Source organism: Herbiconiux oxytropis (assembly GCF_024979315.1).
Classification (GTDB): Bacteria; Actinomycetota; Actinomycetes; order Actinomycetales; family Microbacteriaceae; genus Herbiconiux; species Herbiconiux oxytropis.
Genome location: NZ_JANLCK010000003.1, coordinates 234,042 through 257,602, shown reverse-complemented (window position 1 = coordinate 257,602; position 23,561 = coordinate 234,042). Strand labels below are relative to the sequence as shown.

The following is a 23,561-nucleotide window of genomic DNA, read 5'->3' as shown; positions in this document are numbered from 1 at the left end:
CCTGTCGCCTTCGGCGACGGGTGTCTGGCGGTCGCGCCGGTCCCTGCCCGGCGCGAGGGGACATGTTCGGCTCCGGTCGCTGGCGCGGCCGGGGCCTCACCCTGGGTCGGCGAGTAGGCCCCGTTGCGTGGGGTCGGGGTCGGGACGTTGAGATGCGTGGAGCGGTTGTGTCTGTCCAGCCGCTTCGGGGGTGGGGGGCGCCATGACGCTGTCGGGGAGGTTCGTGGGGCTGCTGGCGGTGGGGGTCGTGCCCGTGGTGCTTCTGGGGGAGCTCTACGGGGAGGCTTTCGGGGCGCTGCTGGGGTGGGTGGGGCTCGTGGTGGTGCTCGTCGTCGTGGATCTGGTCGTGGCGGCTTCGCCCCGGGCGCTTGCGGTCGAGCGGGTGCTGCCTGCGCGGGTGCGGCTCGGAGAGACCGTCACGAGCACGCTCTATCTCACCAACACGGGGTCGCGGATGCTGCGCGGCGTGGTGCGTGATGCGTGGCAGCCGTCGGCGGGTGCGTCGACCACGCGCTCACGTGTCGCGATCCCGGGCGGGGAGCGGCGGGCCGTGACGATCGGGCTCACGCCCTTTCGCCGCGGCGAGCGGCGCACCGAGCGCGTCACCGTGCGCTCCTTCGGGCCTCTCGGGCTCGCTGCACGGCAGACGACTCTCCGCGCTGAGGGGCGCATCAGGGTGCTGCCGCCGTTCAACTCCCGCAGGCACCTGCCATCGCGGCTCGCGCGGTTGCGGGAGCTCGACGGGCGCACGAGCGTCATGGTCCGCGGGCAGGGCACCGAGTTCGACAGCCTGCGCGAGTACGTGCGAGGCGACGACGTGCGCTCGATCGACTGGCGGGCCACCGCCCGGCACTCCGACGTGATGGTGCGCACCTGGCGCCCCGAGCGAGACCGGCGGGTGGTGATCGTGATCGACACCGGCCGCACCCAGGCGGCGAGGATCGACGACGAACCACGCATCGACACCGCGTTCGAGAGCGCGCTGCTGCTCGCCGCCCTCGCCACGCGGGCGGGCGATCGGGTCGACCTGGTGATGTACGACCGGCGGCTGCGCGGCCGCGTTCACGGCGCATCCGGCCCCGAACTGCTCTCGCGCATGGTCGATTCCATGGCACCCGTGGAGCCCGACCTGATCGAGATGGACTGGACGGCCGTGCCCGGCCTCGTGCGCCAGGTCACCACGCAGCGCTCGCTCGTGGTGCTCGCCACCGCCATCGACTCCCCCGGCATCTCGCGCGAGCTGATGGCCATCGTGCCGCAGCTCACCCGCAACCACACGGTCGTGGTGACCTCGGTGACCGACCCCGACGTCGCGGCGGGCGTGCTCCGCCGCGGCGACCGCGAGGAGGTCTACCGCGCGGCCGCCTCCGAGCGCGCCCTCCTCGACGTGGCCCGCGTCACCACCGTCCTCAAGCGCTACGGCGCCGACGTCCTCACGGCGGCCCCGGCCGACCTGCCGCCGGCGCTCGCGGACCGGTACCTGGCGCTGAAGGCGGCCGGAAGGTTATGAGTTCGCTGTGCTGGTTGCTGGCGGGGCCGTGCTGCGCGCGGCTCCGCCAGGCTGCGCCGGTCCCCGCCCGGCGCAGCGCGACATGTGCCGGTGCGGTCGCTCCGCGGCCGCGCCGACACTCTGGGTCATCGAGCACGGCCCGTCGCGTTCGTATCTAGGCAGCGCTTGTTCCGCGTGACAACGAACGCAACGGGCCCTACTCGATGACCCGGAGCGGTACCGTCGCCGGGTGGCGCCGCGAAGCGACGCCGCACGACGGCGGCACCGCATGTCGCCCGCGCCGCAGGGGCGGCGGCGCGGAACTAGCACCCACCTCCGGCGCGGTACCTACCCAGCCACCAGCTGCTTCGCGCCCGCCTCGAACTCCTCGAGGTCGCCCGTGTGGCCGGCCCGGGCCGCGCGGCGGCCGAGGACGAGCATGTAGGCGAGGAACGCCAGGAGCGCCAAGGCCCCGATGCCGATCTTCACAGGCCAGGGCCAAGGGGACGGGGTGACGAAGCCCTCGATGACTCCCGAGATGAAGAGCACGAAGACGAGGCCCACGGCCACCGTGAAGAGCGAGCGGCCGTTCTCGGCGAGCGACTGGCCCCGGGTGCGGGCGCCTGGTGCCACCCAGGCCCAGAAGATGCGCAGGCCCGCCGCGGCCGCCACGAAGATGGCGGTGAGCTCGAGCAGCCCGTGCGGCATGATGTAGAGGAAGAAGGTGTCGCCCTGCCCGAACTCGAACATCACGGCGGCGTTGACGCCGAGGTTCTGCGCGTTCTGGATGATGACATAGGGCACGAAGATGCCCAGGATGCCGAAGGCGATGCACTGCGCGGCGATCCAGGCGTTGTTGGTCCAGACGAGGCCCGTGAACGAGGCCGCCGGGTTCTCCGAGTAGTAGTCGACGAACTCCTCGTCGGCGAGCTTCTTGAGGTCGGCGTCGTCGCCGATCGCCGCCATGACCGCCGGATCCTGCGAGATCCACACCGCGTAGAGCGCGGCGATGAGCACCGTCGCGAGCGCCACCGCGAGCGTGAGCCAGCGCAGCCGGTAGAGCGCGGCCGGCAGGTGGATGGCGAAGAACGTGGGGATCTGGCGCAGGATGTTGGATCCCGCGCCCGTGAATCGCAGTCGCGCCCGCGAGAGCGAGACCGAGAGCCGGTCGCCCTGCCGCGTGGAACCCGCCACCGTCTTGATGGCCGAGAGCTGCGTGGCTCCGGACTGGTAGCGCTCGATCAGCTCGTCGGCCTCGCGGCCTGAGAAATCGCGCCGTCGACCGAGATCATCGAGACGATCCCATTCGTCGCGATGGGCTGCGGAGTAGGCGTCGAGGTCCATCTGCTTAAATGATAGGCATGACAGAGGCGAATGCCGACGACGAACTCCTCACCGGCGAGGCGGTCGCCCTCGATGTGCGGCCCGCGAGCTTCCTGCTGCGGAGTGCGAGCGGCGCCATCGACTTCCTCGTCTCGGTCATCCCGCTCGCCGTCACGATCTACCTCTTCTTCGGAGTGCTCTTCGCCGGCGAGGGCGTCGACCCCGCGCTCGCGCAGGCCCTCTTCACGGCGATGCTCGTGGGATACCTCGTGATCCTCCCGATCGTGGTCGAGGTCGCCTCCCGCGGCCGTTCCCTCGGCAAGCTCGTGATCGGCGCCCGTATCGTGCGCGACGACGGCGGCGCCATCTCGCTCCGGCACTCCGTCATCCGGGGCCTCACGGGGTTCCTGGAGATCTTCGCGACGCTCGGCTCGATCGCCTTCGTGACGTCGCTGCTCAATTCCCGCTCGAAGCGCCTCGGCGATCTGCTGGCCGGAACCTACAGCCAGCACGAGCGGGTGCCCGCCGCCCTGCCGTTCGACGTGGCGGTGCCACCGCCGCTCACCGTGTGGGCGCAGACCGCCGACGTCGCGAAGCTCCCGGATCGGCTGTCACGGCGCGTGGTGCAGTTCCTCACCCAGTCGGCGAGCATGACCCCCGCCACCCGTGAGCGGCTCTCCACCGAGCTCGCGGGCGAGGTGGCGCCCTACGTCTCCCCCGTGCCCAACGTGCACCCTCACGTGTTCCTCCTGGGCGTCGCGGCCATGCGGCGCGACCGGGAGTACCGTGCGCTCATGATCGAGCGCGACCGCCTCGCGACGGTCGCGCCCATCCTGCACGGACTCCCGAACGGCTTCCCCGACCGCTAGTAGCGGTAGTGGTCGACCTTGTAGGGCCCGTCCACCTCGACGCCGATGTAGGCCGCCTGCTCGGGCCGGAGGGTCGTCAGCTCGACACCGAGCGCGTCGAGGTGGAGCCGCGCCACCTTCTCGTCGAGGTGCTTCGGCAGCACGTAGACGCCGATCGGGTAGTTCTCGGGAGTCACGTAGAGCTCGATCTGCGCGAGAACCTGGTTGGTGAACGAGTTGCTCATGACGAACGACGGATGCCCTGTGGCGTTGCCCAGGTTCATCAGGCGCCCCTCCGAGAGCACGAGCACGCTGCGCCCGGTGGGCAGTCGCCACTCGTGCACCTGCGGCTTGATCTCGACCTTCTCGGCGCCGGCGACGCGGGCGAGCCCCGCCATGTCGATCTCGTTGTCGAAGTGACCGACGTTGGCGATGATCGCGAGGTGCTTCATCTTCAGGATGTCGTCGACACCGATCACGTTGACGTTGCCGGTGCCGGTCACGAAGATGTCGACCTCGCCGACGACCGATTCGAGGCGAGCCACCTGAAAGCCGTCCATCGCGGCCTGGAGCGCGCAGATCGGGTCGACCTCCGACACGATCACGCGGGCGCCCTGGCCCTTGAGCGCCTCGGCGGCGCCCTTGCCGACGTCGCCGTAGCCGACCACGAAGGCGACCTTGCCGCCCATCAGCACGTCGGTCGCGCGGTTCAGGCCATCCGGAAGCGAGTGGCGGATGCCGTACTTGTTGTCGAACTTCGACTTGGTCACCGAGTCGTTGACGTTGATGGCGGGGAACAGCAGCTGGCCCGCGGCGGCGAGCTCGTAGAGGCGGTGCACACCGGTGGTGGTCTCCTCGGAGACGCCCTTGATCTCGGCGGCGATGCGCGTGAAGCGGTCGGGGTTCGCGGCGACGGATGCGCGGAGCAGGTCGAGGATGACCGCGTACTCCTCGCTGTCCTCGGGCGTGGCATCCGGAACCGCACCGGCGAGCTCGAACTCGCGGCCCTTGTGCACGAGCAGGGTGGCGTCGCCGCCGTCGTCGAGGATCATGTTGGGACCGATCCACTCGACCGGCACGCCCGCCTCGGCCTCGGCGGCGGCCTCGGCCGACCAGTCGAAGGCGCGGTCGGTGCACCACCAGTACTCCTCGAGCGTCTCGCCCTTCCAGGCGAACACGGGAACGCCGGCGGGCTCGTCGACGGTGCCCGTGGGGCCGACCACCATGGCGGCGGCCGCCTCGTCCTGCGTGGAGAAGATGTTGCAGCTCACCCAGCGCACCTGCGCGCCGAGGGCCGTCAGGGTCTCGATGAGCACGGCGGTCTGCACCGTCATGTGCAGCGAGCCCATGATGCGGGCGCCGGCGAGGGGCTGCGTGGGGCCGAACTCCTCGCGGAGGGCCATGAGGCCGGGCATCTCGTTCTCGGCGAGACGGATCTGGTGGCGGCCGGCCTCGGCGAGCGAGAGGTCACGGACCCGGAAGGGCAGAGCGGTGCCGGTGGTCTCGGCGAGAGCGGGAGCGAAAGTCATGCCGCCATTCTCTCAGATCCTGCTGTGACGCGGCCGGTGCCTGGCCGGAGCGATCCCGCCGATTCAGCCGGCGGGAACGTGCCGCATGATCTGCCAGCCCTGCGGAGCGGACAGCCGCTCGGTGTGGCGCGTGCAGAGGTCGTAGCTGTGCGGTTCGGAGACGGGGCTCAACGGACCGACGACGATCATCGAATCGGCGTAGTCGTAGGTGAGGGTGGTGGCGGCCTCACCGCGGCACGAGGGCCGCGAGCATTCCCTGTTCGTCATCGGATCGAGCCTACCCGCGGGCCCGCCCGCGACCCGGCAGGCGCGGCCGTGTCGCGCTCGCATAGACTGGGCCGCATGGCCAGGTCGCGCAGAACCCCGCGATCGGCCGCCATCCGGGCCCGCACCCGCAACCGGCACGGGCGCGATCTGAGGTCGTCGGCCACGGGTCCGCATCTGCCGTTCCTGCGCACGCGCATCGACCTGTTCGAGATGACCGTCTCCTCGACCGCCGAGTACCTCAGGAGCGTGTGGCCCAACGAGCTCGCGAACGTGAGCTTCGAGGTGGCGGTGATGCCGTTCGGCACGTTCGGCTCCCCCGACCACGTCGACCGCTGGTCGGTCACGAAGAATCGCGTCATCATGTTCCGGCTGCCGATCGAGCGGATGTCGCACCTGCATCGCGACGAGGAGGTGCACCGGCGGCTCGCCATCGAGTCGTGCGTGTTCCGGGCCGTGGCGGAACTCCTCGGCAAGGATCCGTGGGATCTCGCACCTGACCGGTTCCGGCACTTCTGACGCACCCCGGTGGCGAGCGGCCGCCAGGTGTCGAGCAGCCGCCTACGGGTAGACGACCACCGCCGACGCCGCCGGGTTCGGTGGCGCGATCGGGAACGACGACGAGCGGCCGTCACCGAAGTAGGTGACGTTGGCGAGCACCGGATCCGAGGTCGTGACCGTGTAGGAGCCGCCCACGCGGAGGGGCAGGTAGCGGCCGCCCGGCACGATCGTGGCCTCGGTCACGACTCCGCTGGCGTCGGTGAGCGTGACCTCGACGCTCTCGCCCGTGGTGCTGACGATGTGCAGGCGCGAGTTGGGACCGTCGGCGTTCGTGACGAAGAAGCGCTCCTCGAGGGGCTGCAGCGACTGGTACCAGGCGAAGTCGAGGCCGCCGTTGCCGACGGTCGAGGTGCGGGCGCCCATCACGAACGGCACGTCGGAGCCGGCCTCGACGGTGTAGACACCGTCGGGGATGTCCTGCAGCGGGAACTCGGTGACGACGCCTGGGGTGAGCCCCACCTGGTACTCGGTCTGCGCTCCCCCGTCGCGCTCCTCGGTCACGCGGATGGTGACCGAGGCCGGCTCGGAACCGGGGACGAACAGGCGGAGCACGCTCTGCAGGTCGGAGTAGTCGGCGTCGGCGAGGCGCTCCGAGATGGTGGAGGTGCCGGCGACGCGCACTCCCGTGACGGTCTGCTCGGGAGCGGGCGGGGCTGTGGCTCCCGCGAGCTCCACGCCACCGGGCTCGAGGCCCCGCACGACGCTGTGCTGCAGGGCGGCGGTGACCGCGCCGACGCTCGCGACCACGTGGATGACGGGGTCGGCGAGATCCGGAGCGAGACCCGCGAGCGAGAGGATGCGCGTGGAGCGCGCGGGCACGTCGATGTTCTGGGCGCCAGGCGATTCCACGAGGCCGGCGTCGCCGTAGATCGCCAGGTCGACGATGGAGTTGACGTCGCCCGGGTTGGCGAGCACCACGAAGCTCGTGCGGCCCACCGTGGTGGAGCCGGCGACGAGCCAGCTGTCGGGAGAGGCCTCGCCGCAGGACGTGGCGGCGAGCCCCACGAGCTCGGGAGTCGAGACGCTCTGGGACTGGGCCGCGGCGAAGAGCAGATCGGAATCGGCGGTATCGGCAGCGGCAGCCGGAAGGGCGATGCGCGCAGGCGCGGTGGGCTCGTTGGAGATGACGTCGTCGGGCGACAGGAGGGCGGTCTCGTCGAGCACGGCCGCCGGATCGGAGGCCGCGGCGTAGACGGTCGTGGTGCCCACGCTCGAGATGGAGGTGGCGTCGGCACCGGTGTCGTCGGAGAGCCGCACGAGCGGCCCTGCGCAGGCACGGACCTCCTCGGCGGGAGCCGGATCGATCGAGAACGAGGCTGGCACGGCGCTCACACCGGGAAGCGGCAGCACCACGGCGGCGCCGGCCGCGGCCACGAGTGCGGCGGCGGCGACGATCCCGACGGCGACGCGCGTGCCCTTGGCGACGATCGTGCGATCAGCGGGCATCGTCCGATCCCTCCTCGGGGTTCTGGGTGGGGCGCGCGGCGGGGCGGTTCTCGACCTGCTCGCGGTGCTCCTCGGCGGCCTCACGGTCGAGCGCCTCGCGGATGCTGAGGACCGTCTCGTCGTTGGGGTCGTAGTCGTCCGGGTCGTAGCCGCCGACCGGGCCGTTCGACGGCGCGTCCGTGGGAGCCGCTTCGGGCTGAGGCACCGGCCCAGGCTCGGGCTCCGGCTCCGGCTCCGGCTCCACGAACACCACGGGGGCCGGCGGGGCCGCCGGGGCCGGCGCCGGGGCGGCCGCCGGCTCGGGGTCGGGGGCGACGAACACCGGCGACGTGGGTGCCGGGACCACCTGCGGCTCCGGCTGCACGACGGCTGAGGGAGCTGTGTCGGTCGACGCCTCCGCGGGCGCCGCCGGCTCGGTCTCCGGCTCGATCTCCGGCTCGGCGGAGACATCCGCGGCGACGGCCGGTTCATCGTTCATGTACTCGGCGGCGTAGGTGCCGGCGGCGGTCTCGACGGGCTCGGCCGCGGCCGAGGACGACTCCGCAGCGGCAGGCGCGGCGGTCTCGACGGGTGGGTCGCCCTCCGCCATCTCGGCGTCGTGCTGGCGGGCAGCCAGCACGGCCGCCGCGATCGCTGCGCTCGGAGCGGCCTCGGGCAGCTCCGGATGCCCTGGGGCGGCGTGCTCACGACCGGAGACCCCGTCTGCCGCGGCATCCGTCACCCGGGCGTTGGCGTGATCACGCGCGGAGACCGGCTCGTGCTGAGGGTCGGCCGTGCGCGGGTCGGTCGCAGCCGGAGCACCCTGATCGGTGTCGAGGGCCTCGGGCTCTTCGCCCACCGCCACGCGCTCATCGGACTCGGCGCCCTTCTCCTCGGCGAGGTGCTCCTCGGCCGAGTCGGCCGCGCCGACGTGGGCAGTGGTGCTCACGGCACGGTTGCCCTGCACCTGGAGCCGGCCGGCGGGCAGGGCGAGGAGCAGTGCCACGCCGAACACGAAGGCCTGGAGCACGAGCACGAGCACCCCGAACGGTGTTCCGGTGTTGGTGGGGCTCGGTGCCGGAAGCGTGGCGACGGTCCCGTCGTCGGCGACCTGCCAGAGCGCGCCCGCGAAGGTGTCGCCGATGAAGGTGAACTGCGGGTTGCTGTTCAGCGCGCTCGTGGTGCGTGCCGTGATGGACTCGGCGGCCTCCCCCGGCGCGTCGTCACCCCGGGTCACGGCGGGCTGCAGCAGCACGAACTCGATGCCGAGCGCCGTCAGTCGCGACGACACCTCCGCACCGCTGATGGAGGCGGCGTTGCCGACGATGTCGGCGATCTCGGCGCGGTTGCTCGCCTCTCCCGCGCTCGCTCCCGGGCCTTCCAGGGTGCCGGCCGTGGCGGCGTAGTCGGCGGTCGAAGCGAGGGTCGACTGCTGCGAGAGGGTTGCTCCGGCGCCGTGCACGACCGTGCCGCCGAGCGCACCGTCGGGCTCAGGGGCGAGCAGCAGGGTGCCCACGCGCGGATTGGTGGAGGCCTCGGCGGTGACGTAGGCGGGCAGCTGCCGCCCGTCGCCCGGCACGACCTGTGCGGTGCCGAGCAGCACGCCGAGTCCCATCGGCAGCGCGACGACGGCGATGGCGACGGTGGCCACGACGGCGGGAACGCCCGTGAACCGTGGCAGGGCCGCGAGACCGAACACGGCGGCTCCCGCGAGGCCGAGCCAGTAGAGACTGAGCCCCGAGCCCGGCCAGACGGCCACGGCCTCGGATCCCGAGGTGGCGAGCGCGAGCTGGCCGGCCAGCACGGCGGTGACGAAGCCCGCGATGGCGATCACGATGGCGAAGACGGGCCGGTAGGAGCCCGGCAGCACGAGCGCGGCGAGCGCGAGCAGGGCCAGGGGGATGGTGAGCACGGCCACGGCGATGAGCACCGCGCCCGAGTCGACCCCCACTTCGGCCGCGAGCGACGACCAGCCGCCGAGGCCGGTCTGCGGCAGCCCGAGCACGAGCTCGAGAACGGGAACGGGTGCGCGCCAGACGGGGAGGCCCGGGTCGGCGAGCAGGGCGAGCGGCGTGCCGCGCTCGAGCTGGTCGAGCACGAGCGGGAAGAACAGCACGAGCGCCGGCAGCGGGATTCCGATGAGCCGCATCACGTTGCGCCGGCTCGCGATGGTGGCGACGAGCCACAGCACCACGAGCGCCGGCCAGAGCGACGGGGCGACGGCGAGCACGGCGGCGAAGAGGATGGACGCCATCGCCGACGCCGACCACGAGCGGGGAGCGGCGAGCACCGCGAGCACGAGCCAGGGCAGCAGCAGGTGGGCGAGGATCGCGCCGATCTGCCCGGCGTCGAGAGCGCCGAGGAACGGCGGCGCCACGACCCAGAGCACGGCGGCGACGCTCCGCAGCAGGGGCCGCTCGGTGAGGTGCGCCGCGAGGAACCAGCCCGCGAGGGCCGCGAGGGGCAGCGCGGCCAGGTAGAGGCCCACGATGGCCAGCGACGGCGACCAGAAGGTGAGGGAGCCGAGCACGGCGACGACGGTGGCGAACGGATCGGCCGCTCCCACGAATCCGAGACCCAGGTCGCGGAATCCGGTGCCGATCTGCGCCCACAGGCCGCCGGCGGAGGGGTCGAGCGGCAGCGCTCCCCCGCCCGTGATGGCGGCGGCGCCGAAGACGGGGATGAAGACGACGAGCCCGACCAGGAGCGCGACGAGCACCGTGACGACCCCGCCGGAGGAGATGAACTGGATGCGGTCGCGCGCGCCTCGCAGATAGGTGAGCGCGATCTCACGCTGCAACGACCGGCGGCGGCGGATCTCGTCTCCGGGCATCCGGAGCGGTGCGATGGCTTTCCACCCCACGCGTCTCGAGGCCCTGAGGCGCTTGCGCGCCTCGCCGATGCGCGATCCGAAGGCCGTCTTGAACGCGGCGGCGAACTCACCCCCGATGGCGCCCGGCTGCTTGCGCACGAGCTGGAAGAGCGAGCGCACGATGGCGAGCGGCACGAGCGAGAGCCAATGGAAGACGACGGCGAAGGGCGGCGCGTAGACGAGCCGTCTGTGCAGCTGCGCGGCGCGGCGGGCGGTCTGGCGCTTGCGCCGCACCGAGCCGCGGGTGGAGCGCCCGGGCCCGGAGAAGCCGTCGCCGTCGGTCGCCACCCGAGCCGCGGGCACCGCCATCACGCGGTGACCGGCCAGACGCACGCGGATGGAGAAGTCGAGGGCGTTGTCGGCGGTCGGCAGGGCGGGATCGAAGCCGCCCACCTCGTTCCACACGGTGTGCCGCACGATGAGCCCGGCGGCACCCATGCCGAGCACGTCGCTCAGGCGGTCGTGCTGGGCCTGGTCGAGCTCGGTCTCGACGAGCGGCACGCTCGCGCCGAGACTCGTGACCGTCTCGCCGAATTCGGCGATGTAGTCTCCGTCGGCCCACTCCATCTGCTTGGGGCCCGCCGCAGCCACGGAGGGGTTGACCTCGACGGCGGCGAGCAGCGCCGCGAGGGCGTCGGGCTCGGGGGCGGTGTCGTGGGCGAGAAGCCACAGCCACTCGTTCTGGTCGGCGGGCGGCGGGGCCACACCGAGGGCGTGCTGGATGGCCGTGCCGAAGCTGAGCCTGCTCGACTCGGAGATGAAGCGGGTTGGATGCGCCGCCGCGAGGAGAGATGCCGTGCCGTCGGTCGACGCGCAGTCCACCACCACGAGGGCGTCGGGTGCCCGGGTCTGAGCCGCGATCGCTTCTAGGGTGCGCGGAAGGTGGTCGGCTCCGTTGGAGGCGACGAGAATGGCAGTGACTCGGGCGTGCATCGCACTGACCCTAACCGGCGTGCTGCGCCGCGTCGCGGCGCGCTACCGGCGTGCCGGTTTCTTATGAATCCGGTGTGAAGGACCGCGCCGCACAAGCGGCGGCGCGGAACCGGCTCACACCGCGCGCTTGCGGAGCTTGCGGCGCTCACGCTCGGAGAGACCGCCCCAGATGCCGAAGCGCTCGTCGTTCTGCAGGGCGTAGTCGAGGCACTGGGCCTTGACCTCGCACGAGGTGCAGATGCGCTTGGCGTCTCGCGTCGAGCCGCCCTTCTCGGGGAAGAAGGCCTCGGGATCGGTCTGCGCGCAGAGCGAATCGGCCTGCCAGGCGAGCGGGTTGTCTTCGATGTCGTCGGCACTTGGCTTGCGGACGCCGGGGACTCCGAGCTGAACCGGATCGACGAACCAATCATCCGGAACGCCTGAGCGATACTCTGACATAGCCATATCACGCTCCACCCTCTGAACTAGTCTGCGACCTGCCGACAACCCCGTGCCTCCTAATTACACCGGTGTAGTTCCCTCGAGTCAAGTCGTGAATGGTAAACCCTCAAGTCTGCCTTAAGAGTTGCGACACGGCGTGGATCCTGCGGCGAAAACCGACTGCTGGACATTATTCGCAGAAGATCGATATCCTGCCAGCATGCTCTCCAAGGTCGTCCTCCTCGCCATCCCGGGCGTCGCCCCCTTCGAGTTCGGTGTGGTGTGCGAGGTCTTCGGCATCGATCGCTCGGAGCACGGCGGCCCCGAGTTCGAGTTCAGCATCGCCACGGCAGAGCCCGGCCCCGTGCGCACGAGCCTCGGCTACGACATGCTCATCGCCGACGGGCTCGAGAAGGCGGCCGAGGCCGACCTGATCGCGGTGCCCGCGCACGTGATCGACGCCGACGTGCACCCGGAGGTCGTGCGCGTGCTGCGGGAGGCCGCCGACCGCGGCGCCTGGATCATCAGCATCTGCAGCGGCGCCTTCACGCTCGCCAAGTCCGGCCTCCTCTCCGCCCGATCCGCCACCACGCACTGGATGCACGCGGAGCGCCTCGCCGCCGACTTCCCCGATGTCTCCGTCGATCCGGACGTGCTCTTCGTGGAGGACGGCAGGATCATCACGAGCGCAGGCACGGCCTCGGGCATCGACGCCTGCCTGCACCTCATCAGGATTGAGCTCGGTGCCGCGGCCGCCAACGTCGTGGCGCGGCGGATGGTGGTTCCCCCGCAGCGGGCGGGCGGCCAGTCGCAGTACATCGCGGCGCCCGTCAAGGAGCGCTGCACCGACTCCTTCGCCGAGGTCACGGAGTGGATGCTGGAGCACCTCGAGGAGGAGCTCACCATCGACGAGCTGGCCAGACGCGCCCTCATGTCACCGCGCACGTTCGCCCGGCGGTTCAAGGCCGACCTCGGCACCACCCCGGGCGCCTGGCTCAACCGCCAGCGCCTGCTGCGCGCACAGCAGCTGCTCGAGGAGAGCAGCCTCGGCCTCGACGCCGTGGCGGCCGAGAGCGGATTCGGCACGGCCGCCGTGATGAGACACCACTTCGCCAAGACCCTCGACACCACACCGGCGGCCTACCGCCGCGCGTTCACCGTGCGCCTGAGCGCCTGAGCATCGGTGGCCCGACGCTGAACCTCCTCACACCAGCACCCGCGCCTCAGGGCCGCGAGACGGCGAAGTCGTCGAAAACCATCGAGCGCTTGTTCACCGGGGCCCACCCGATGCCCGCCGAGAGCTTGCGCAGGCCGAGCGAGGCGACGCTGACGTCGACCACATCCCCTGACGGGGTGCCCTCGGACTGGAGCAGCAGCACGAACGACACCGTCGAACCTGCTGCGATCGACTCGACACTGCAGACAAGACCGTCGGCGGCCTCGCAGACGCCCCCGGCGGGGAGTGTCGGGAACCCGACGACCCGATAGCCGCCGAGGTCGAACCCGATCGAGCCATGGTTGACCCGAGTGCCCGTGTTCGTGAGGTCGACCCGCAGCAGGTGATTGCCCGTCCCGAGAACGGTCATGGCTCCGGTCGCCATGACGGGCGCAGTCGGGCGCGAGGGGACCGGAGTGCCGATGCCCGGCATCGGCAGCAGCTCCGGATCACTCGGCACCTCCTCGTGGTAGATGGGCCCGTCCGACGAGGTCTTGCAGTCGAAATAGACGCTCTCAAGCCGATACCCGCTGCGGCCGCGTACATCGATGAGCACCGAGAAGGTGTGATCGGGTCGGGTTTGGATGAGGATGCCACCGACGACCTTGCCGCCCCGCCGGTAGAGCGACCAAGCGGTCGTGGTGCCGTCTTCGTCACGATCCAGCTTGCGAGTCACGGACGTCGCCGACAGGAAGTCGAGCAGGTCCGGCGGATAGTTGCCTGACTCCCAACCGAAATGGCAGTTCGACGCCGGACTGCCACCGCGTCCCCATTCGCTCGCGAGGTCGATGCCGTCCATCTGCGGACAGCTGATTCCCACAGCCCGCGCGGCGCCGCCGAGGCTCGGTCCGAGGACGCACCCGAGGGCCGACGCCGGGGGTGAAGCGACCGCCCCCACCCCCGCGACGATCAGGGCCGATGTGATGGCCGACACCAGTCGGACCGGGGAGAACGCCATGGGGATCCTGTCTCTTGAAGTCAGCGGAGACCCTACCAGTCAAGTGAGTATTATTCACCTCGGCGACCCGCGCCTACTCGCTCCGCGCTCCCGGCGCCGCGACGAAGGCCACGCCCTCGCCGGTGAAGTAGAGGCGGCCCTCATCCGGCGTCACGTAGACCGCGCCGCCGCGCACGAGCACGGCGTCGTCGGCCCCGCCCGCCACCGTGAGCGTTCCCGAGAGGCAGAGCACGATCGCAGGCCCCGCAGGCGACAGCCCGATCGGCTCGGCTCCCGACACCGCCTCGACCCGCACGAGCTCGAAGTCGTCGACGTCGGGCCGGAAGACCGAGACGCCGGCGGCCGGGTGCGAGGGCACGAGGTAGGGCACGGGGAGCGGGTGGAACTCCAGCACCTCGAGCAGTTCCGGCACATCGACGTGCTTGGGGGTGAGGCCGCCGCGCAGCACGTTGTCCGAGGCCGCCATGAGCTCGATGCCCACGCCGCGCAGGTAGGCGTGGATGTTGCCGGCCGGCAGGTAGAGCGCCTCCCCCGCCCGCAGGGCCACGCGGTTCAGCAGCAGCGAGATGATGATGCCCGGGTCGCCCGGGTACTCCTCCTGCAGCATCACGACGGTCTCGAGGGAGGGCGTGTAGGGGTCGGTCATGTGGGCGTGGGCGGGGTGCAGCGCCTTCTCGGCGGTGCGCACGAGGTGACCTACGAGCGTCTGCACCTCCTCGCCGCCCGAGAGCACCCACGCCACGACCGAACGCAGGATCTCGGCGTCGGTCTCGCGCTCCGTCCCGGAATCCTCGAGCAGGTGCACCATCGGGCCGTAGAGCTCCCAGCGGGGTGCGGTCTGCGAGTTGTCGATCGTCACCAGGAGGTCGATGATCTCGCGCACCTCGGCGAGCGGCCGGAACCCGCAGAGCGCCTCGTAGCGGTCGCTCAGCGCCACGACGATCTCGGGCTTGTGCAGCGCATCCTTGTAGTTGCGATTGGGCGCATCGAGCGGCACGCCCTCGGCGTTCTCGCGCTCGAAGCCCGCGCGGGCGCGCTCGAGCGTGGGGTGCGCCTGCAGCGAGAGCGGCTCGGACGCCGCGAGCAGCTTCAGCAGGAACGGGAGCGTGTCTCCCCTGCGGTCGCCGCCGAGGGTCGTCGCGGGGTCGGCGGCGATCCAGGCGGCGAGGTCCTCGGCTCCCCCGGTGTCGTCGGGATCGAGGATGCGGCTGGGGCTGCCGGCGTGAGCGCCGAGCCACAGCTCGGCCTGCGGCCGGCCGGTCACGGGGGTGCCGAGGAGTTCCGGCAGGGCGGTGGTCGACCCCCAGGCGTAGTCGCGTGGGGTGTTGCTGATCGGAACGAACATGTCTCCACTCTCACACGGACTTATGAGCGAGCTACAATCGGCGCCCCCACGGTGGAGCACGCGATTGGAACAAACTACCAAGCGCCCAGGATGCGCGCGGCCACCTTCGTTAGGCTCACTCGCCGGACACCCTCGATCACACGCGTCCCGCGTGAACGCAACGGAGCAGACATGACCTTCGAGCCCCTCGCCAGCGACTTCTACGGCTACGAGACCCTTCTCACCGACGAGGAGAAGGGAGCGCTCGCCGCGCTCCGCAGCTACCTCGAGTCGGAGGTGAAGCCGGTCGTCAACGGGCATTGGGAGAAGGCCACCCACCCCGACGGCATCATGAAGGGGCTCGCCGGCACCGGCGCCTTCTCCTTCGCCTGGGACGAGACGCGGCCGTTCGAGAACTCCGCGGTCTTCCGCGGTTTCGTGGCGCTCGAGCTCGCTCGCGTCGACGCCTCGATCGCCACGCTCGTCGGTGTGCAGAACGGCCTCGCCATGGGCTCCATCAGCGTCACCGGATCGCCCGAGCAGCGCGCGGAGTGGCTGCCGAGGATGGCGTCGGGCGAGATCGTGGGAGCCTTCGGCCTCACCGAGCCCACCTCGGGCTCCGATTCGGCCCAGGGCCTTCGCACCACCGCCACGCGCGAGGGCGACGAGTGGGTGCTGAACGGCTCCAAGCGCTGGATCGGCAACGCCACCTTCAGCGACATCACCGTAATCTGGGCGAAGGATGCGGAGGACGGGCAGGTCAAGGGCTTCATCGTGCCGACCTCGACCCCCGGCTACTCGGCCACCAAGATCGAGAACAAGCAGAGCCTGCGCATCGTTCAGAACGCCGACATCACGCTCGAGGGCGTGCGGGTGCCGGAGAGCCTGCGGCTGCAGAACGCGAACTCGTTCCGCGACACGGCGAAGGTGCTGCGCCTCACCCGCGCCGAGGTGGCCTGGGCCGCCGTGGGCAACTCGGTGGGCGCCTACGAGGCCGCGCTCCGCTACGCCCGCGAGCGCGTGCAGTTCGGCAAGCCGATCGCGAGCCACCAGCTCGTGCAGGATCTGCTCGTGAAGTCGATCGGCAACATCACCGCGAGCCTCGGCATGGTCGTGCGGGTCTCGCAGATGCTCGACGACGGCACGCAGAAGGACGAGCACTCGGCGCTCGCGAAGGCCTACACGACGGCCCGCATGCGCGAGACCGTGGCGTGGTGCCGAGAGGCCCTCGGCGGCAACGGCATCGTGCTCGACTACGACGTGGCCCGGCACTTCGCCGACGCCGAGGCGCTCTACTCCTACGAGGGCACCCGCGAGATGAACACGCTCATCGTGGGCCGCAGCATCACGGGGTTCGCCGCCTTCGTGTGAGCGGGCCAGGCCTCGGTAGAGTTCTCCCCATGCGATACCCGACCGACGCCGCCACGCGGTCGCTCTCCGTGCTCGTGCTGTTCACGGTGTTCGCGGGCGACGTGTGGCGGAACCTGCTCGGCTGGTGGGGCTACGCCGCCCTGGTGGCCGCGATCACGGTCGTCGTCGCGGTCATGATGACCAGGCGCAGGCTCTGGGGAGCGGTTGCCTTCTGGCGACTCCCTCGCACGCTCGTGCTGTTCGGGGTGCTCGCCGTGGTCTCGCTCGCCTGGTCGTTCTATCCGGGAGCGACGGTGCTCGGCATCCTCGCCCAGGCCGCCACGACGCTCGGCGCTCTCTTCCTCTGCGCCGCTCTGAGCTGGCCCCGGCTGCTCTCGGCACTCGGCACGGCCCTCAACGGGATCCTCGGCCTCTCGCTGCTCTTCGAATTCGTCGTGGGCGCCTTCGTGCGCTCCCCGGTCTTCCCGTTCTTCACCGACTACGGCGACCGCAAGGTGCCGAACGCCTTCTACTGGTCGCAGGCCGATCTGTTCCACGGCGGCCCCATCCAGGGCATCGTCGGCAACCGCAACCTGCTCGCCTTCGTGGCCGTGCTCGCGCTCATCGTGCTCGCGGTGCAGCTGGCGCAGAAGCTCCGCCGCCGGGGTCCTGCCCTCGCCTGGATCGTCGTGGCACTCGGCACCCTCGCCCTGACGCGATCGGCCACGGCCGTCGGCGCCCTCGTCATCACCGCGGCGGCCTTCGGCGTGCTCGTGCTCGCCCGACGCGCCCGCTCCGGCCGCCGGGCGCGGGTGTTCGCGGCGGCGGCCGCCGTGGCCGTGCTCGCCGTCGTGGCCGTGGGAGTGCTCTGGCAGCAGGTGCTCTCGCTCTTCGGCAAGTCGGAGGACCTCACGGGCCGGCTCGACATCTGGAACTCGGTCGCGGGCCTCGCCGCCGAGCGCCCGGCCTTCGGCTGGGGCTGGGTGAGCTACTGGGTGCCCTGGGTCGAGCCGTTCGACGACCTCGCGGTGCGGAAGGGCGTCACCTACCTGCAGGCGCACAACGCCTGGCTCGACGTGTGGCTGCAGCTGGGCGTCGTGGGCCTCGTGCTCTTCGTCGCGTTCGTGCTGGGCGCCTGGCACCGCTCGTGGTGGTTCGCCGTGGAGGAGCCGCTCGATGGCAAGGGCCGCGCCCTCCCCCAGGTGGCGGTCACGCTCGCCCCTGCCCTGCTGCTCACCGCCCTCGTGGCGCAGAGCTTCGTCGAGAGCCGCATCCTCGTGGAGGGCGGCTGGGTGCTGCTCATCGTGATCGGCGTGAAGACCAAGCTCGACCTGCAGAAGGTGGACCAGGATCTCGGCGCGCATCCTGAGCCCCGCCCCGCCGGGCTCAGCCCCGCTCGACGATGACGCGGGTGCCCCAGCACCCGGTGGCGGTGGGAGTGCTCGAGTTCTTCGGCTCCACCCGCTTCGCCCGCGTGCTCACGCTCGCGATCCTCGGCACCGCCTTCCTCTCGTTCCCGCTGCGCTCGATGATCGGCTGGCCGGGCCTCATCGCGATCGTCTCGGCACTCGTCGTGTTCGCCGGGCTCTCGTTCGTGGGCCGCTGGCACGACCTCGACTGGCACGGACTGCTTCCGATCTCGCTCCTGGTCTTCGTGGGCTGGTGCGCGGTGACCCTGCTCTGGAGCTCCTACCTGCCGTCCACGCTGAACGGCCTGCTGTACCAGCTGGCCTACGCGTTCCTCGGCGTCTACATCGCCGTGGTACGCGACCTCATCCAGGTGGTGCGCGCGCTCGGCGACGTGCTGCGCGTGGTGCTCACCGCCTCACTCGCCGTCGAGATCCTGGCCGGGCTCCTGCTCGACACCACGGTGCCGTTCCTGAACGTCACGGGCGGCATCGCCTCGGGCGGCCCGGTGCAGGGCATCCTGGGCACCCGCAACATGCTCGGCTTCGTGGCCATGCTCGCCCTCGTCACGTTCGCGATCGAGCTCGCCACGCGCTCGATCCGGCGCGGGATCGGCATCTACAGCGCCGCGATCGCCGTGATCGCCGTCGTGCTCTCCGGGTCACCGGTCACGCTCGGGGTCGCCGTGGTCACGGGCGTCGCCACCGTCATCCTGCTGGCGCTCCGCCGGGCGGCCTCCGAGACCCGGCGCGGCTGGCACTTCGTGCTGCTCGCCGTCTCGCTGCTCGGGCTGATCGTGGGCTATCTGGCCCGAGGAAGCATCCTCGCCCTCCTCTCCGAGCGCCGCGAGTTCACCTACAGGCTCGAGATCTGGCGGGAGCTGTGGCGACTGATCGACCTCAATGCCCTCGAGGGCTGGGGCTGGACGGGATTCTGGCGCTCGAACGTCTCACCGTTCTTCGCTCTCGACGTGATCGGCAACCGCTCGCACACCTCGGCGCTCAACGCCTTCGTCGACGTCTACTTCCAGACCGGACTCGTGGGCTTCGTGATCTTCGTGGGGTTCGTGGCGCTCGCCTTCGGCCGGGCCTGGGTGCTCGCGGCCGCCCGCAAGAGCATCGTCTTCCTCTGGACCGCCCTCGTGATCGTGGTGCTCGTGTCGACCTCCATGGCCGAGAGCGCCGTGCTGGTGGAGTACGGCTGGCTGCTGCTCGTGATCTGCTCGGTGAAGGCCGCGCGAGATCTCAGCTGGCGCGGCAGGCTCCGGCGCGCCGACGAGCCCGTGGCCCCTGTGCCGGTGAACTCGTGAGGCCGGCGCATCCCATGACGCCGGCCGTGAGGAGCGCTCCGTGACGATCGACATCATGATGCCGTTCTACGGCCGCTTCGACCACCTGCGCGAGGCCGTCGGAAGCGTGCTCGCGCAGACCGATCCCGACTGGCGGCTCGTCGTCATCGACGACGTCTACCCCGACCCGGCGCCCGGGGCGTGGGTGGCCGCGATCGACGACCCCCGCGTGCACTACCGCCGGAACGCGGTGAATCTCGGGGTGGGCGGCAACTTCCGGGAGTGCGTGCGGCTGATCGAGCACGAGCGTGCGGTGCTCATGGGCTGCGACGATCGCATGCACACCGGGTATGTCGCGACCGTCCGCGAGCTGGTGGCCGCGCATCCCGGCGCCGCGATCGTGCAACCCGGCGTCGACGTGATCGACGCGGAGGGCGCGGTGCACGAGCCGCTCGCCGACCGCGTGAAGGGGTTCATCCGGTTCGGCGGCACGGGGCCGCGCGAGTTCTCGGGCGAGAAGCTCGCCACGAGCCTGCTCACCGGCAACTGGGCCTACTTCCCGTCGGTGCTCTGGCGGGCGGAGGACCTCCGCCGCTACGGCTTCCGTGAGGGCTTCGAGGTGGTGCAGGATCTCGCGCTCATGCTCGACATCGTCTTCGACGGCGGCGGCATGCTGCTGGATGACACGGTGTGCTTCTCCTACCGCCGGCACGCGGCGAGCGTCTCGGCCGTCACGGGCCCCGACGGCGCGAAGTTCGCCGAGGAGCGCGCGCTCTTCGCCGAGGCCGCTGCTCGCGCGAAGGCCGCGGGCTGGCCTCGCGCGGCTCGGGCCGCCCGGGCGCACCTCACCTCGCGGCTCAACGCGCTCAGCGAGCTGCCGGCCGCCCTCCGGGCCCACGATCCGGCCGGCCGGAAGGCACTGCTCCGCCACGTCGTCTCCCGCTGAGCCCCCCGCGCGCCACGCGGGTGCGGCGGGCCGCCTCGAGGATGAGCCGCACGAACATGCGGCGCGCGCCCAGGATGGTGCCGAGGCCGCGGATGCCGAGAGGCGTCTGGTTGGAGTCGTGCAGCCGCCGCTCGACCACGACCTCGTCGAGGTGCCGGATGCTCCGCCGCACGTTCCCGGTGATGGCGATCCACACGTCGTGCGACTCGTGCAGGTAACCGGGCATCGGCAGGATGCCGCCCTCGATCGCCTCGCGCCGGAAGCCCATGGCGCAGCCGAAGTAGGGGCGGTAGCCGATCAGCACGGCGAAGAGGTTTCGGAGCGGCGTGCGATCCATCCGGGGCTTCAAGGGCGGGTACCAGAGCCGCGCTCCGTTCCGCCCGAGGATGGAGTGGTTGCCCGCGACGACGAGCTTCGAGCGGAGGCCCTCGATCATTCGCTCGTGCCGGCCGGGCGCCCACACGTCGTCCTGGTCGGAGAGGAACACGTAGCGGCCCCGGGAGCGCTTGATCGCGGCCTCGAAGGCGCGAACGTAGCCCTGGTTGGAGTCGGCCCTCGTGAGGGTCACCCTCGACTCCCCGAGCCTGTCGATGGTCTGCACCACCACCGCCACGGTGTCGTCGGGCGAGCAGTCGTCGACGATGACGAGCTCGTCGTCGGGACCGAGCTGGGCCACGATCGACTCGATCTGCTCGGCCACGTAGGCCGATCCGTTGTAGGTGGCCATGCAGACACTCGCCCGCACCCGGCCGTCGGCCGCGGTCATGGGGTCTCCTCGTCGTTCGGGGGCGCGCTCTCGGCGTCGTCGGTCGCGGCGCCGCCCTCCGGCTCCCTGGCGGCTCGTCGCAGGGCGGTGATGTGGATGGCGAGACCTGCGAGCGGCCCGATCATGAGGGCCAGCACGGCCCGCAGCTCGATGTCGAGGGGCAGCAGCAGCACGATCACGGCCAGGACGGTCGCCGCGATCCAGCCCGCGGAGTACGCCCGGTGGCGGTCGACCGCGAGGCAGACGGCACCCGTGAGAGTGACGAGCGCGAGCGTCCCGGCCGCGATCACGAGCCCCGCGATCACCCAGCCGCTCACGACATAGCCCTCGCCGTAGACGAGCACGAGCAGCACGGGGCCGAGGAACCCGCCGAGCACGGCCCCCACCACGGCGATCACGGCCATGAGCCGCGCCACCGGCCAGAGCGCCTTGAGGCCCGCCGAGCGGTTGTTGACGAAGTGGGCGATGGCGACACCCTGGTAGGCGTTGAGGGGGATGAGCAGGGGCGCGCGCGTGAAGGTGATGGCGAGCAGCAACGGTGCGGCGGCCGCGTAGACCTCCTCGGTCGAGGTGAGGGCGAGCACGACGGGGAAGCCCACCACGAGCACGGCGCTCGATCCCGAGGCGAGGCAGGCGTGCCCGATCCGCGCGAGGAACGGGCCGAGCGAGGTGTCGGCGCGAGCCGTCGCGGCCTGCCGGAGGGTGGGCGAGAAGAGCAGACCGATCAGCCAGGTCACCGACGAGACGCTCGCGGCGAGCGCGAACCCGCCCACGAAGGCCGCGGTGATGGCCGCGACCACGATGAGGGCGAGGCGCAGCAGCGAGTCGCCGATCACGAGCCGGGCGAAGGTGTTCCACTGCAGGCGCCCGCCGAGCACGCCCACGATCGTGGCGTGGCCCGAGAAGAGCGCGATCGAGCAGCTGAGCGGCATTGCGAGCCAGGCGTACTCCTCGGTGAGCACGCGTGGCCCCCACCACAGGCTCGTGGCCCAGAGCAGCACGCCCGCCGCCACGCCCACGCCGAGGCCCACGAGGAGCATCCGGGGTTCGTGCCCACCGCCGGGGGCGCGCTCGAGGCGGTCGCTCACGTGCACGGCTCTCGTGCTCTCGGCCGAGAGCCCGCCGAGGATCCCGAAGAACGCGAACAGCATCGACCAGAAGCCGATGAACACGGTGGTGTCGGCCTTGTCGAGCGTGAGCGGCACGATCAGGAGCACGGCGAAGCCGACCGCCGCCGAGAAGAGCGAGGCGGCCCCGACCCCCACGAATGAGCGGCGACCGATCGTCGGCCCGCCGCTTCGTGGAGTCGGCTCCTGGCTCGGATCGGTCATAGGGTGCAAGCATAGTGTTCGCTCCCTCGGAGGTTCCGGGGGCGGAGAGGGGTCTGTGGTCGTGCCATCGCCCATGCCCGAGACCGCGCCGGCGGCGACTGCGGCGGCTGCGGTGGCGGTGGCGGCTGTCGTCACGGCCTACCGCCCCGGCGATCGTCTCGTGCCGCTCGTGCGCGCCCTGCTGGCACAGGCGGCGACCGTCGTGGTCGTCGACGACACCGGCGGGGCTCCGGATGCCGAGGGCCCGCTGGTCGAGGCGGAGGCGGCCGGCGCGCGGGTCGTCCGGCACCGCTCGAACCGCGGCATCGCGGCGGCCCTGAACTCCGGCATCGCGGCAGCGCGCACGCCGGAGCGTGGCGCTTCACCGCGGTTCGTGCTGACCTTCGACCAGGACTCCGCGATCGGCGACGACTTCGTGGCCACGCTCGTCGCGACCTTCGAGCAGGCGATGGCCGCCGGGCTGCCCGTGGGCCTCGTGGCACCCGCCCGCATCGAGGGCCTGCCCTCGCAGGTGACCGGCTACTCGCGCGGCTTCCTTCTCGGCACGACGCCCATCCAGTCGGGCATGCTGCTGCCGGCCACGACCCTCGACCGCGTGGGCGGGTTCGCGGAGCCGCTCTTCATCGACGGGGTCGACACCGACTACGCGTTGAGGGTCGCCGCCTGCGGACTGCGGGTGCTGCTCGCCGACCGCGCGACGCTCGGCCACAGCCTCGGCGACCGCTTCCACCCCGCCCTGCTCACGCGACTGCTCGCCCTCGCAGGGCGGCCGCCGATCGGGCTCGTGGTGAGCCGCCCGTTCCGCTATTACTATCTGCTGCGGAACCGCGTGCTGCTCAACCGCCGCCACTCCCGCGGCGCTCTCGGCTGGGCCCTCCGCGAGACCCTCGGCGACCTCCGGCACTGCGCCATCGTGCTCGCGCTGGCTCCTGGCCGCACCGCGCGCCTGCGCGCCATGGCCGCGGGCCTCCGCGACGGCTGGGCCTCCCGCACCGGCCGCATCCCCGCGCCCCTCGAGCGCCGCCTCCGCTAGCCCCGCGCGTCGCCGCCACCACCGCTCGCCGCCCCCGCGGTAGCAGTCGCCCGCTGTAGCCGACTTGACACAAGATGTGCCAAGTCGGCGCCTATTCGCGCATCTAGTGTCAAGTCGCCGTCCCGCGGTGGGATTCGCCGCCACTCCAGGCCTCGCGACCGCGCGCGACTTGACAGAAGTTGGGCCTAAGAGCGTCGACTTGGCACGAGATGTGTCAAGTCGACGGCTTGAGGCGCATCCAGTGTCAAGTGGATGCGGTACGGCGGGGCAGAGCGGAC

At 71.3% G+C, this 23,561-nt stretch carries 19 protein-coding genes; 9 read left to right on the top strand and 10 right to left on the bottom strand.

The window, feature by feature from the left end:
• Positions 1-202 precede the first annotated feature (202 nt).
• Positions 203-1,510, top strand: a complete 1,308-nt coding sequence (locus tag N1028_RS07030; protein ID WP_259526204.1) for a DUF58 domain-containing protein — start codon at positions 203-205, stop codon at positions 1,508-1,510.
• Between the two features lie 327 nt (positions 1,511-1,837).
• Here N1028_RS07030 and N1028_RS07025 read toward each other — a convergent pair whose 3' ends face one another.
• The gene (locus tag N1028_RS07025) at positions 1,838-2,833 is read right to left on the bottom strand and encodes a stage II sporulation protein M (RefSeq protein ID WP_259526203.1); all 996 of its coding nucleotides are present in this window, start codon (positions 2,831-2,833) and stop codon (positions 1,838-1,840) included.
• Between the two features lie 17 nt (positions 2,834-2,850).
• Between N1028_RS07025 and N1028_RS07020 the strand changes: the two genes are divergently transcribed.
• Complete coding sequence (locus tag N1028_RS07020) at positions 2,851-3,681, top strand: RDD family protein (RefSeq protein ID WP_259526202.1); 831 nt, start codon at positions 2,851-2,853, stop codon at positions 3,679-3,681.
• Here N1028_RS07020 and ahcY read toward each other — a convergent pair.
• Positions 3,678-5,189, bottom strand: coding sequence for an adenosylhomocysteinase (ahcY, locus tag N1028_RS07015; RefSeq protein WP_259526201.1), 1,512 nt, complete (start codon positions 5,187-5,189; stop codon positions 3,678-3,680). The two genes, N1028_RS07020 and ahcY, sit on opposite strands and share 4 nt — an antisense overlap.
• Before the next feature lie 63 nt (positions 5,190-5,252).
• Complete coding sequence (locus tag N1028_RS07010) at positions 5,253-5,456, bottom strand: DUF3499 family protein (protein ID WP_259526200.1); 204 nt, start codon at positions 5,454-5,456, stop codon at positions 5,253-5,255.
• A 75-nt stretch (positions 5,457-5,531) separates the two neighbouring features.
• Between N1028_RS07010 and N1028_RS07005 the strand changes: the two genes are divergently transcribed.
• Positions 5,532-5,972, top strand: coding sequence for a metallopeptidase family protein (locus tag N1028_RS07005; RefSeq protein WP_259526198.1), 441 nt, complete (start codon positions 5,532-5,534; stop codon positions 5,970-5,972).
• Between the two features lie 42 nt (positions 5,973-6,014).
• Here N1028_RS07005 and N1028_RS07000 read toward each other — a convergent pair whose 3' ends face one another.
• From N1028_RS07000 to N1028_RS06990, 3 genes are all read right to left on the bottom strand, one after another.
• The gene (locus N1028_RS07000) at positions 6,015-7,460 is read right to left on the bottom strand and encodes a DUF5719 family protein (RefSeq protein ID WP_259526196.1); all 1,446 of its coding nucleotides are present in this window, start codon (positions 7,458-7,460) and stop codon (positions 6,015-6,017) included.
• On the bottom strand, positions 7,450-11,244 hold the full coding sequence (locus tag N1028_RS06995) for a glycosyltransferase family 2 protein (RefSeq protein ID WP_259526195.1): 3,795 nt from the start codon (positions 11,242-11,244) through the stop codon (positions 7,450-7,452). The genes N1028_RS07000 and N1028_RS06995 overlap by 11 nt, the downstream gene beginning before the upstream one ends.
• Positions 11,245-11,358: 114 nt before the next feature.
• Positions 11,359-11,688: a WhiB family transcriptional regulator gene (locus tag N1028_RS06990; RefSeq protein ID WP_259526193.1), complete on the bottom strand. Its 330-nt coding sequence runs from the start codon at positions 11,686-11,688 to the stop codon at positions 11,359-11,361.
• 196 nt (positions 11,689-11,884) lie between these two features.
• Here N1028_RS06990 and N1028_RS06985 point away from each other — a divergent pair, with 196 nt between their 5' ends.
• The gene (locus N1028_RS06985) at positions 11,885-12,841 is read left to right on the top strand and encodes a GlxA family transcriptional regulator (protein WP_259526192.1); all 957 of its coding nucleotides are present in this window, start codon (positions 11,885-11,887) and stop codon (positions 12,839-12,841) included.
• A 46-nt stretch (positions 12,842-12,887) separates the two neighbouring features.
• On the opposite strand, the gene N1028_RS06980 is transcribed toward N1028_RS06985, so the two are convergent.
• Positions 12,888-13,838, bottom strand: a complete 951-nt coding sequence (locus N1028_RS06980; RefSeq protein WP_259526191.1) for a hypothetical protein — start codon at positions 13,836-13,838, stop codon at positions 12,888-12,890.
• A 73-nt stretch (positions 13,839-13,911) separates the two neighbouring features.
• Positions 13,912-15,183, bottom strand: a complete 1,272-nt coding sequence (gene manA, locus N1028_RS06975; RefSeq protein WP_259526190.1) for a mannose-6-phosphate isomerase, class I — start codon at positions 15,181-15,183, stop codon at positions 13,912-13,914.
• Positions 15,184-15,354: 171 nt separating this feature from the next.
• Here manA and N1028_RS06970 point away from each other — a divergent pair, with 171 nt between their 5' ends.
• The 4 genes from N1028_RS06970 to N1028_RS06955 are packed head-to-tail and all read left to right on the top strand — an operon-like array spanning position 15,355 to position 20,153.
• The gene (locus N1028_RS06970) at positions 15,355-16,533 is read left to right on the top strand and encodes an acyl-CoA dehydrogenase family protein (RefSeq protein ID WP_259526189.1); all 1,179 of its coding nucleotides are present in this window, start codon (positions 15,355-15,357) and stop codon (positions 16,531-16,533) included.
• A gap of 29 nt (positions 16,534-16,562) precedes the next feature.
• Positions 16,563-17,918 (top strand): O-antigen ligase family protein, encoded by a 1,356-nt coding sequence (locus N1028_RS06965; protein ID WP_259526185.1) that lies wholly within the window; start codon positions 16,563-16,565, stop codon positions 17,916-17,918.
• Positions 17,915-19,228 carry an O-antigen ligase family protein gene (locus N1028_RS06960; protein ID WP_259526183.1) on the top strand — a complete coding sequence of 438 codons (1,314 nt, stop codon included), beginning with the start codon at positions 17,915-17,917 and terminating at the stop codon, positions 19,226-19,228. The genes N1028_RS06965 and N1028_RS06960 overlap by 4 nt, the downstream gene beginning before the upstream one ends.
• A 40-nt stretch (positions 19,229-19,268) precedes the next feature.
• Positions 19,269-20,153: a glycosyltransferase family 2 protein gene (locus tag N1028_RS06955; protein WP_259526181.1), complete on the top strand. Its 885-nt coding sequence runs from the start codon at positions 19,269-19,271 to the stop codon at positions 20,151-20,153.
• On the opposite strand, the gene N1028_RS06950 is transcribed toward N1028_RS06955, so the two are convergent.
• Both N1028_RS06950 and N1028_RS06945 read right to left on the bottom strand, forming a co-directional pair.
• Entirely contained in the window at positions 20,074-20,919 is an 846-nt protein-coding gene (locus N1028_RS06950; RefSeq protein ID WP_259526180.1) for a glycosyltransferase, read from the bottom strand. The two genes, N1028_RS06955 and N1028_RS06950, sit on opposite strands and share 80 nt — an antisense overlap.
• Positions 20,916-22,250, bottom strand: a complete 1,335-nt coding sequence (locus N1028_RS06945; protein WP_259526178.1) for a lipopolysaccharide biosynthesis protein — start codon at positions 22,248-22,250, stop codon at positions 20,916-20,918. The genes N1028_RS06950 and N1028_RS06945 overlap by 4 nt, the downstream gene beginning before the upstream one ends.
• A gap of 73 nt (positions 22,251-22,323) precedes the next feature.
• Here N1028_RS06945 and N1028_RS06940 point away from each other — a divergent pair, with 73 nt between their 5' ends.
• Positions 22,324-23,283, top strand: coding sequence for a glycosyltransferase (locus tag N1028_RS06940; RefSeq protein ID WP_259526176.1), 960 nt, complete (start codon positions 22,324-22,326; stop codon positions 23,281-23,283).
• Positions 23,284-23,561: the final 278 nt, after the last annotated feature.

Bases quoted from the DNA above. Each gene is read 5' to 3' on its own strand.
- N1028_RS06980 (WP_259526191.1), bottom strand. From the start codon at position 13,838: ATGGCGTTCTCCCCGGTCCGACTGGTGTCGGCCATCACATCGGCCCTG.
- N1028_RS06970 (WP_259526189.1), top strand. From the start codon at position 15,355: ATGACCTTCGAGCCCCTCGCCAGCGACTTCTACGGCTACGAGACCCTT.
- N1028_RS06995 (WP_259526195.1), bottom strand. From the start codon at position 11,244: ATGCACGCCCGAGTCACTGCCATTCTCGTCGCCTCCAACGGAGCCGAC.
- N1028_RS07025 (WP_259526203.1), bottom strand. From the start codon at position 2,833: ATGGACCTCGACGCCTACTCCGCAGCCCATCGCGACGAATGGGATCGT.
- N1028_RS06990 (WP_259526193.1), bottom strand. From the start codon at position 11,688: ATGGCTATGTCAGAGTATCGCTCAGGCGTTCCGGATGATTGGTTCGTC.
- N1028_RS07000 (WP_259526196.1), bottom strand. From the start codon at position 7,460: ATGCCCGCTGATCGCACGATCGTCGCCAAGGGCACGCGCGTCGCCGTC.
- N1028_RS06960 (WP_259526183.1), top strand. From the start codon at position 17,915: ATGACGCGGGTGCCCCAGCACCCGGTGGCGGTGGGAGTGCTCGAGTTC.
- N1028_RS06940 (WP_259526176.1), top strand. From the start codon at position 22,324: ATGCCCGAGACCGCGCCGGCGGCGACTGCGGCGGCTGCGGTGGCGGTG.
- N1028_RS07030 (WP_259526204.1), top strand. From the start codon at position 203: ATGACGCTGTCGGGGAGGTTCGTGGGGCTGCTGGCGGTGGGGGTCGTG.
- N1028_RS06950 (WP_259526180.1), bottom strand. From the start codon at position 20,919: ATGACCGCGGCCGACGGCCGGGTGCGGGCGAGTGTCTGCATGGCCACC.
- N1028_RS07005 (WP_259526198.1), top strand. From the start codon at position 5,532: ATGGCCAGGTCGCGCAGAACCCCGCGATCGGCCGCCATCCGGGCCCGC.
- N1028_RS07020 (WP_259526202.1), top strand. From the start codon at position 2,851: ATGACAGAGGCGAATGCCGACGACGAACTCCTCACCGGCGAGGCGGTC.
- N1028_RS06965 (WP_259526185.1), top strand. From the start codon at position 16,563: ATGCGATACCCGACCGACGCCGCCACGCGGTCGCTCTCCGTGCTCGTG.
- N1028_RS06985 (WP_259526192.1), top strand. From the start codon at position 11,885: ATGCTCTCCAAGGTCGTCCTCCTCGCCATCCCGGGCGTCGCCCCCTTC.
- manA (WP_259526190.1), bottom strand. From the start codon at position 15,183: ATGTTCGTTCCGATCAGCAACACCCCACGCGACTACGCCTGGGGGTCG.
- N1028_RS06945 (WP_259526178.1), bottom strand. From the start codon at position 22,250: ATGACCGATCCGAGCCAGGAGCCGACTCCACGAAGCGGCGGGCCGACG.
- N1028_RS07010 (WP_259526200.1), bottom strand. From the start codon at position 5,456: ATGACGAACAGGGAATGCTCGCGGCCCTCGTGCCGCGGTGAGGCCGCC.
- ahcY (WP_259526201.1), bottom strand. From the start codon at position 5,189: ATGACTTTCGCTCCCGCTCTCGCCGAGACCACCGGCACCGCTCTGCCC.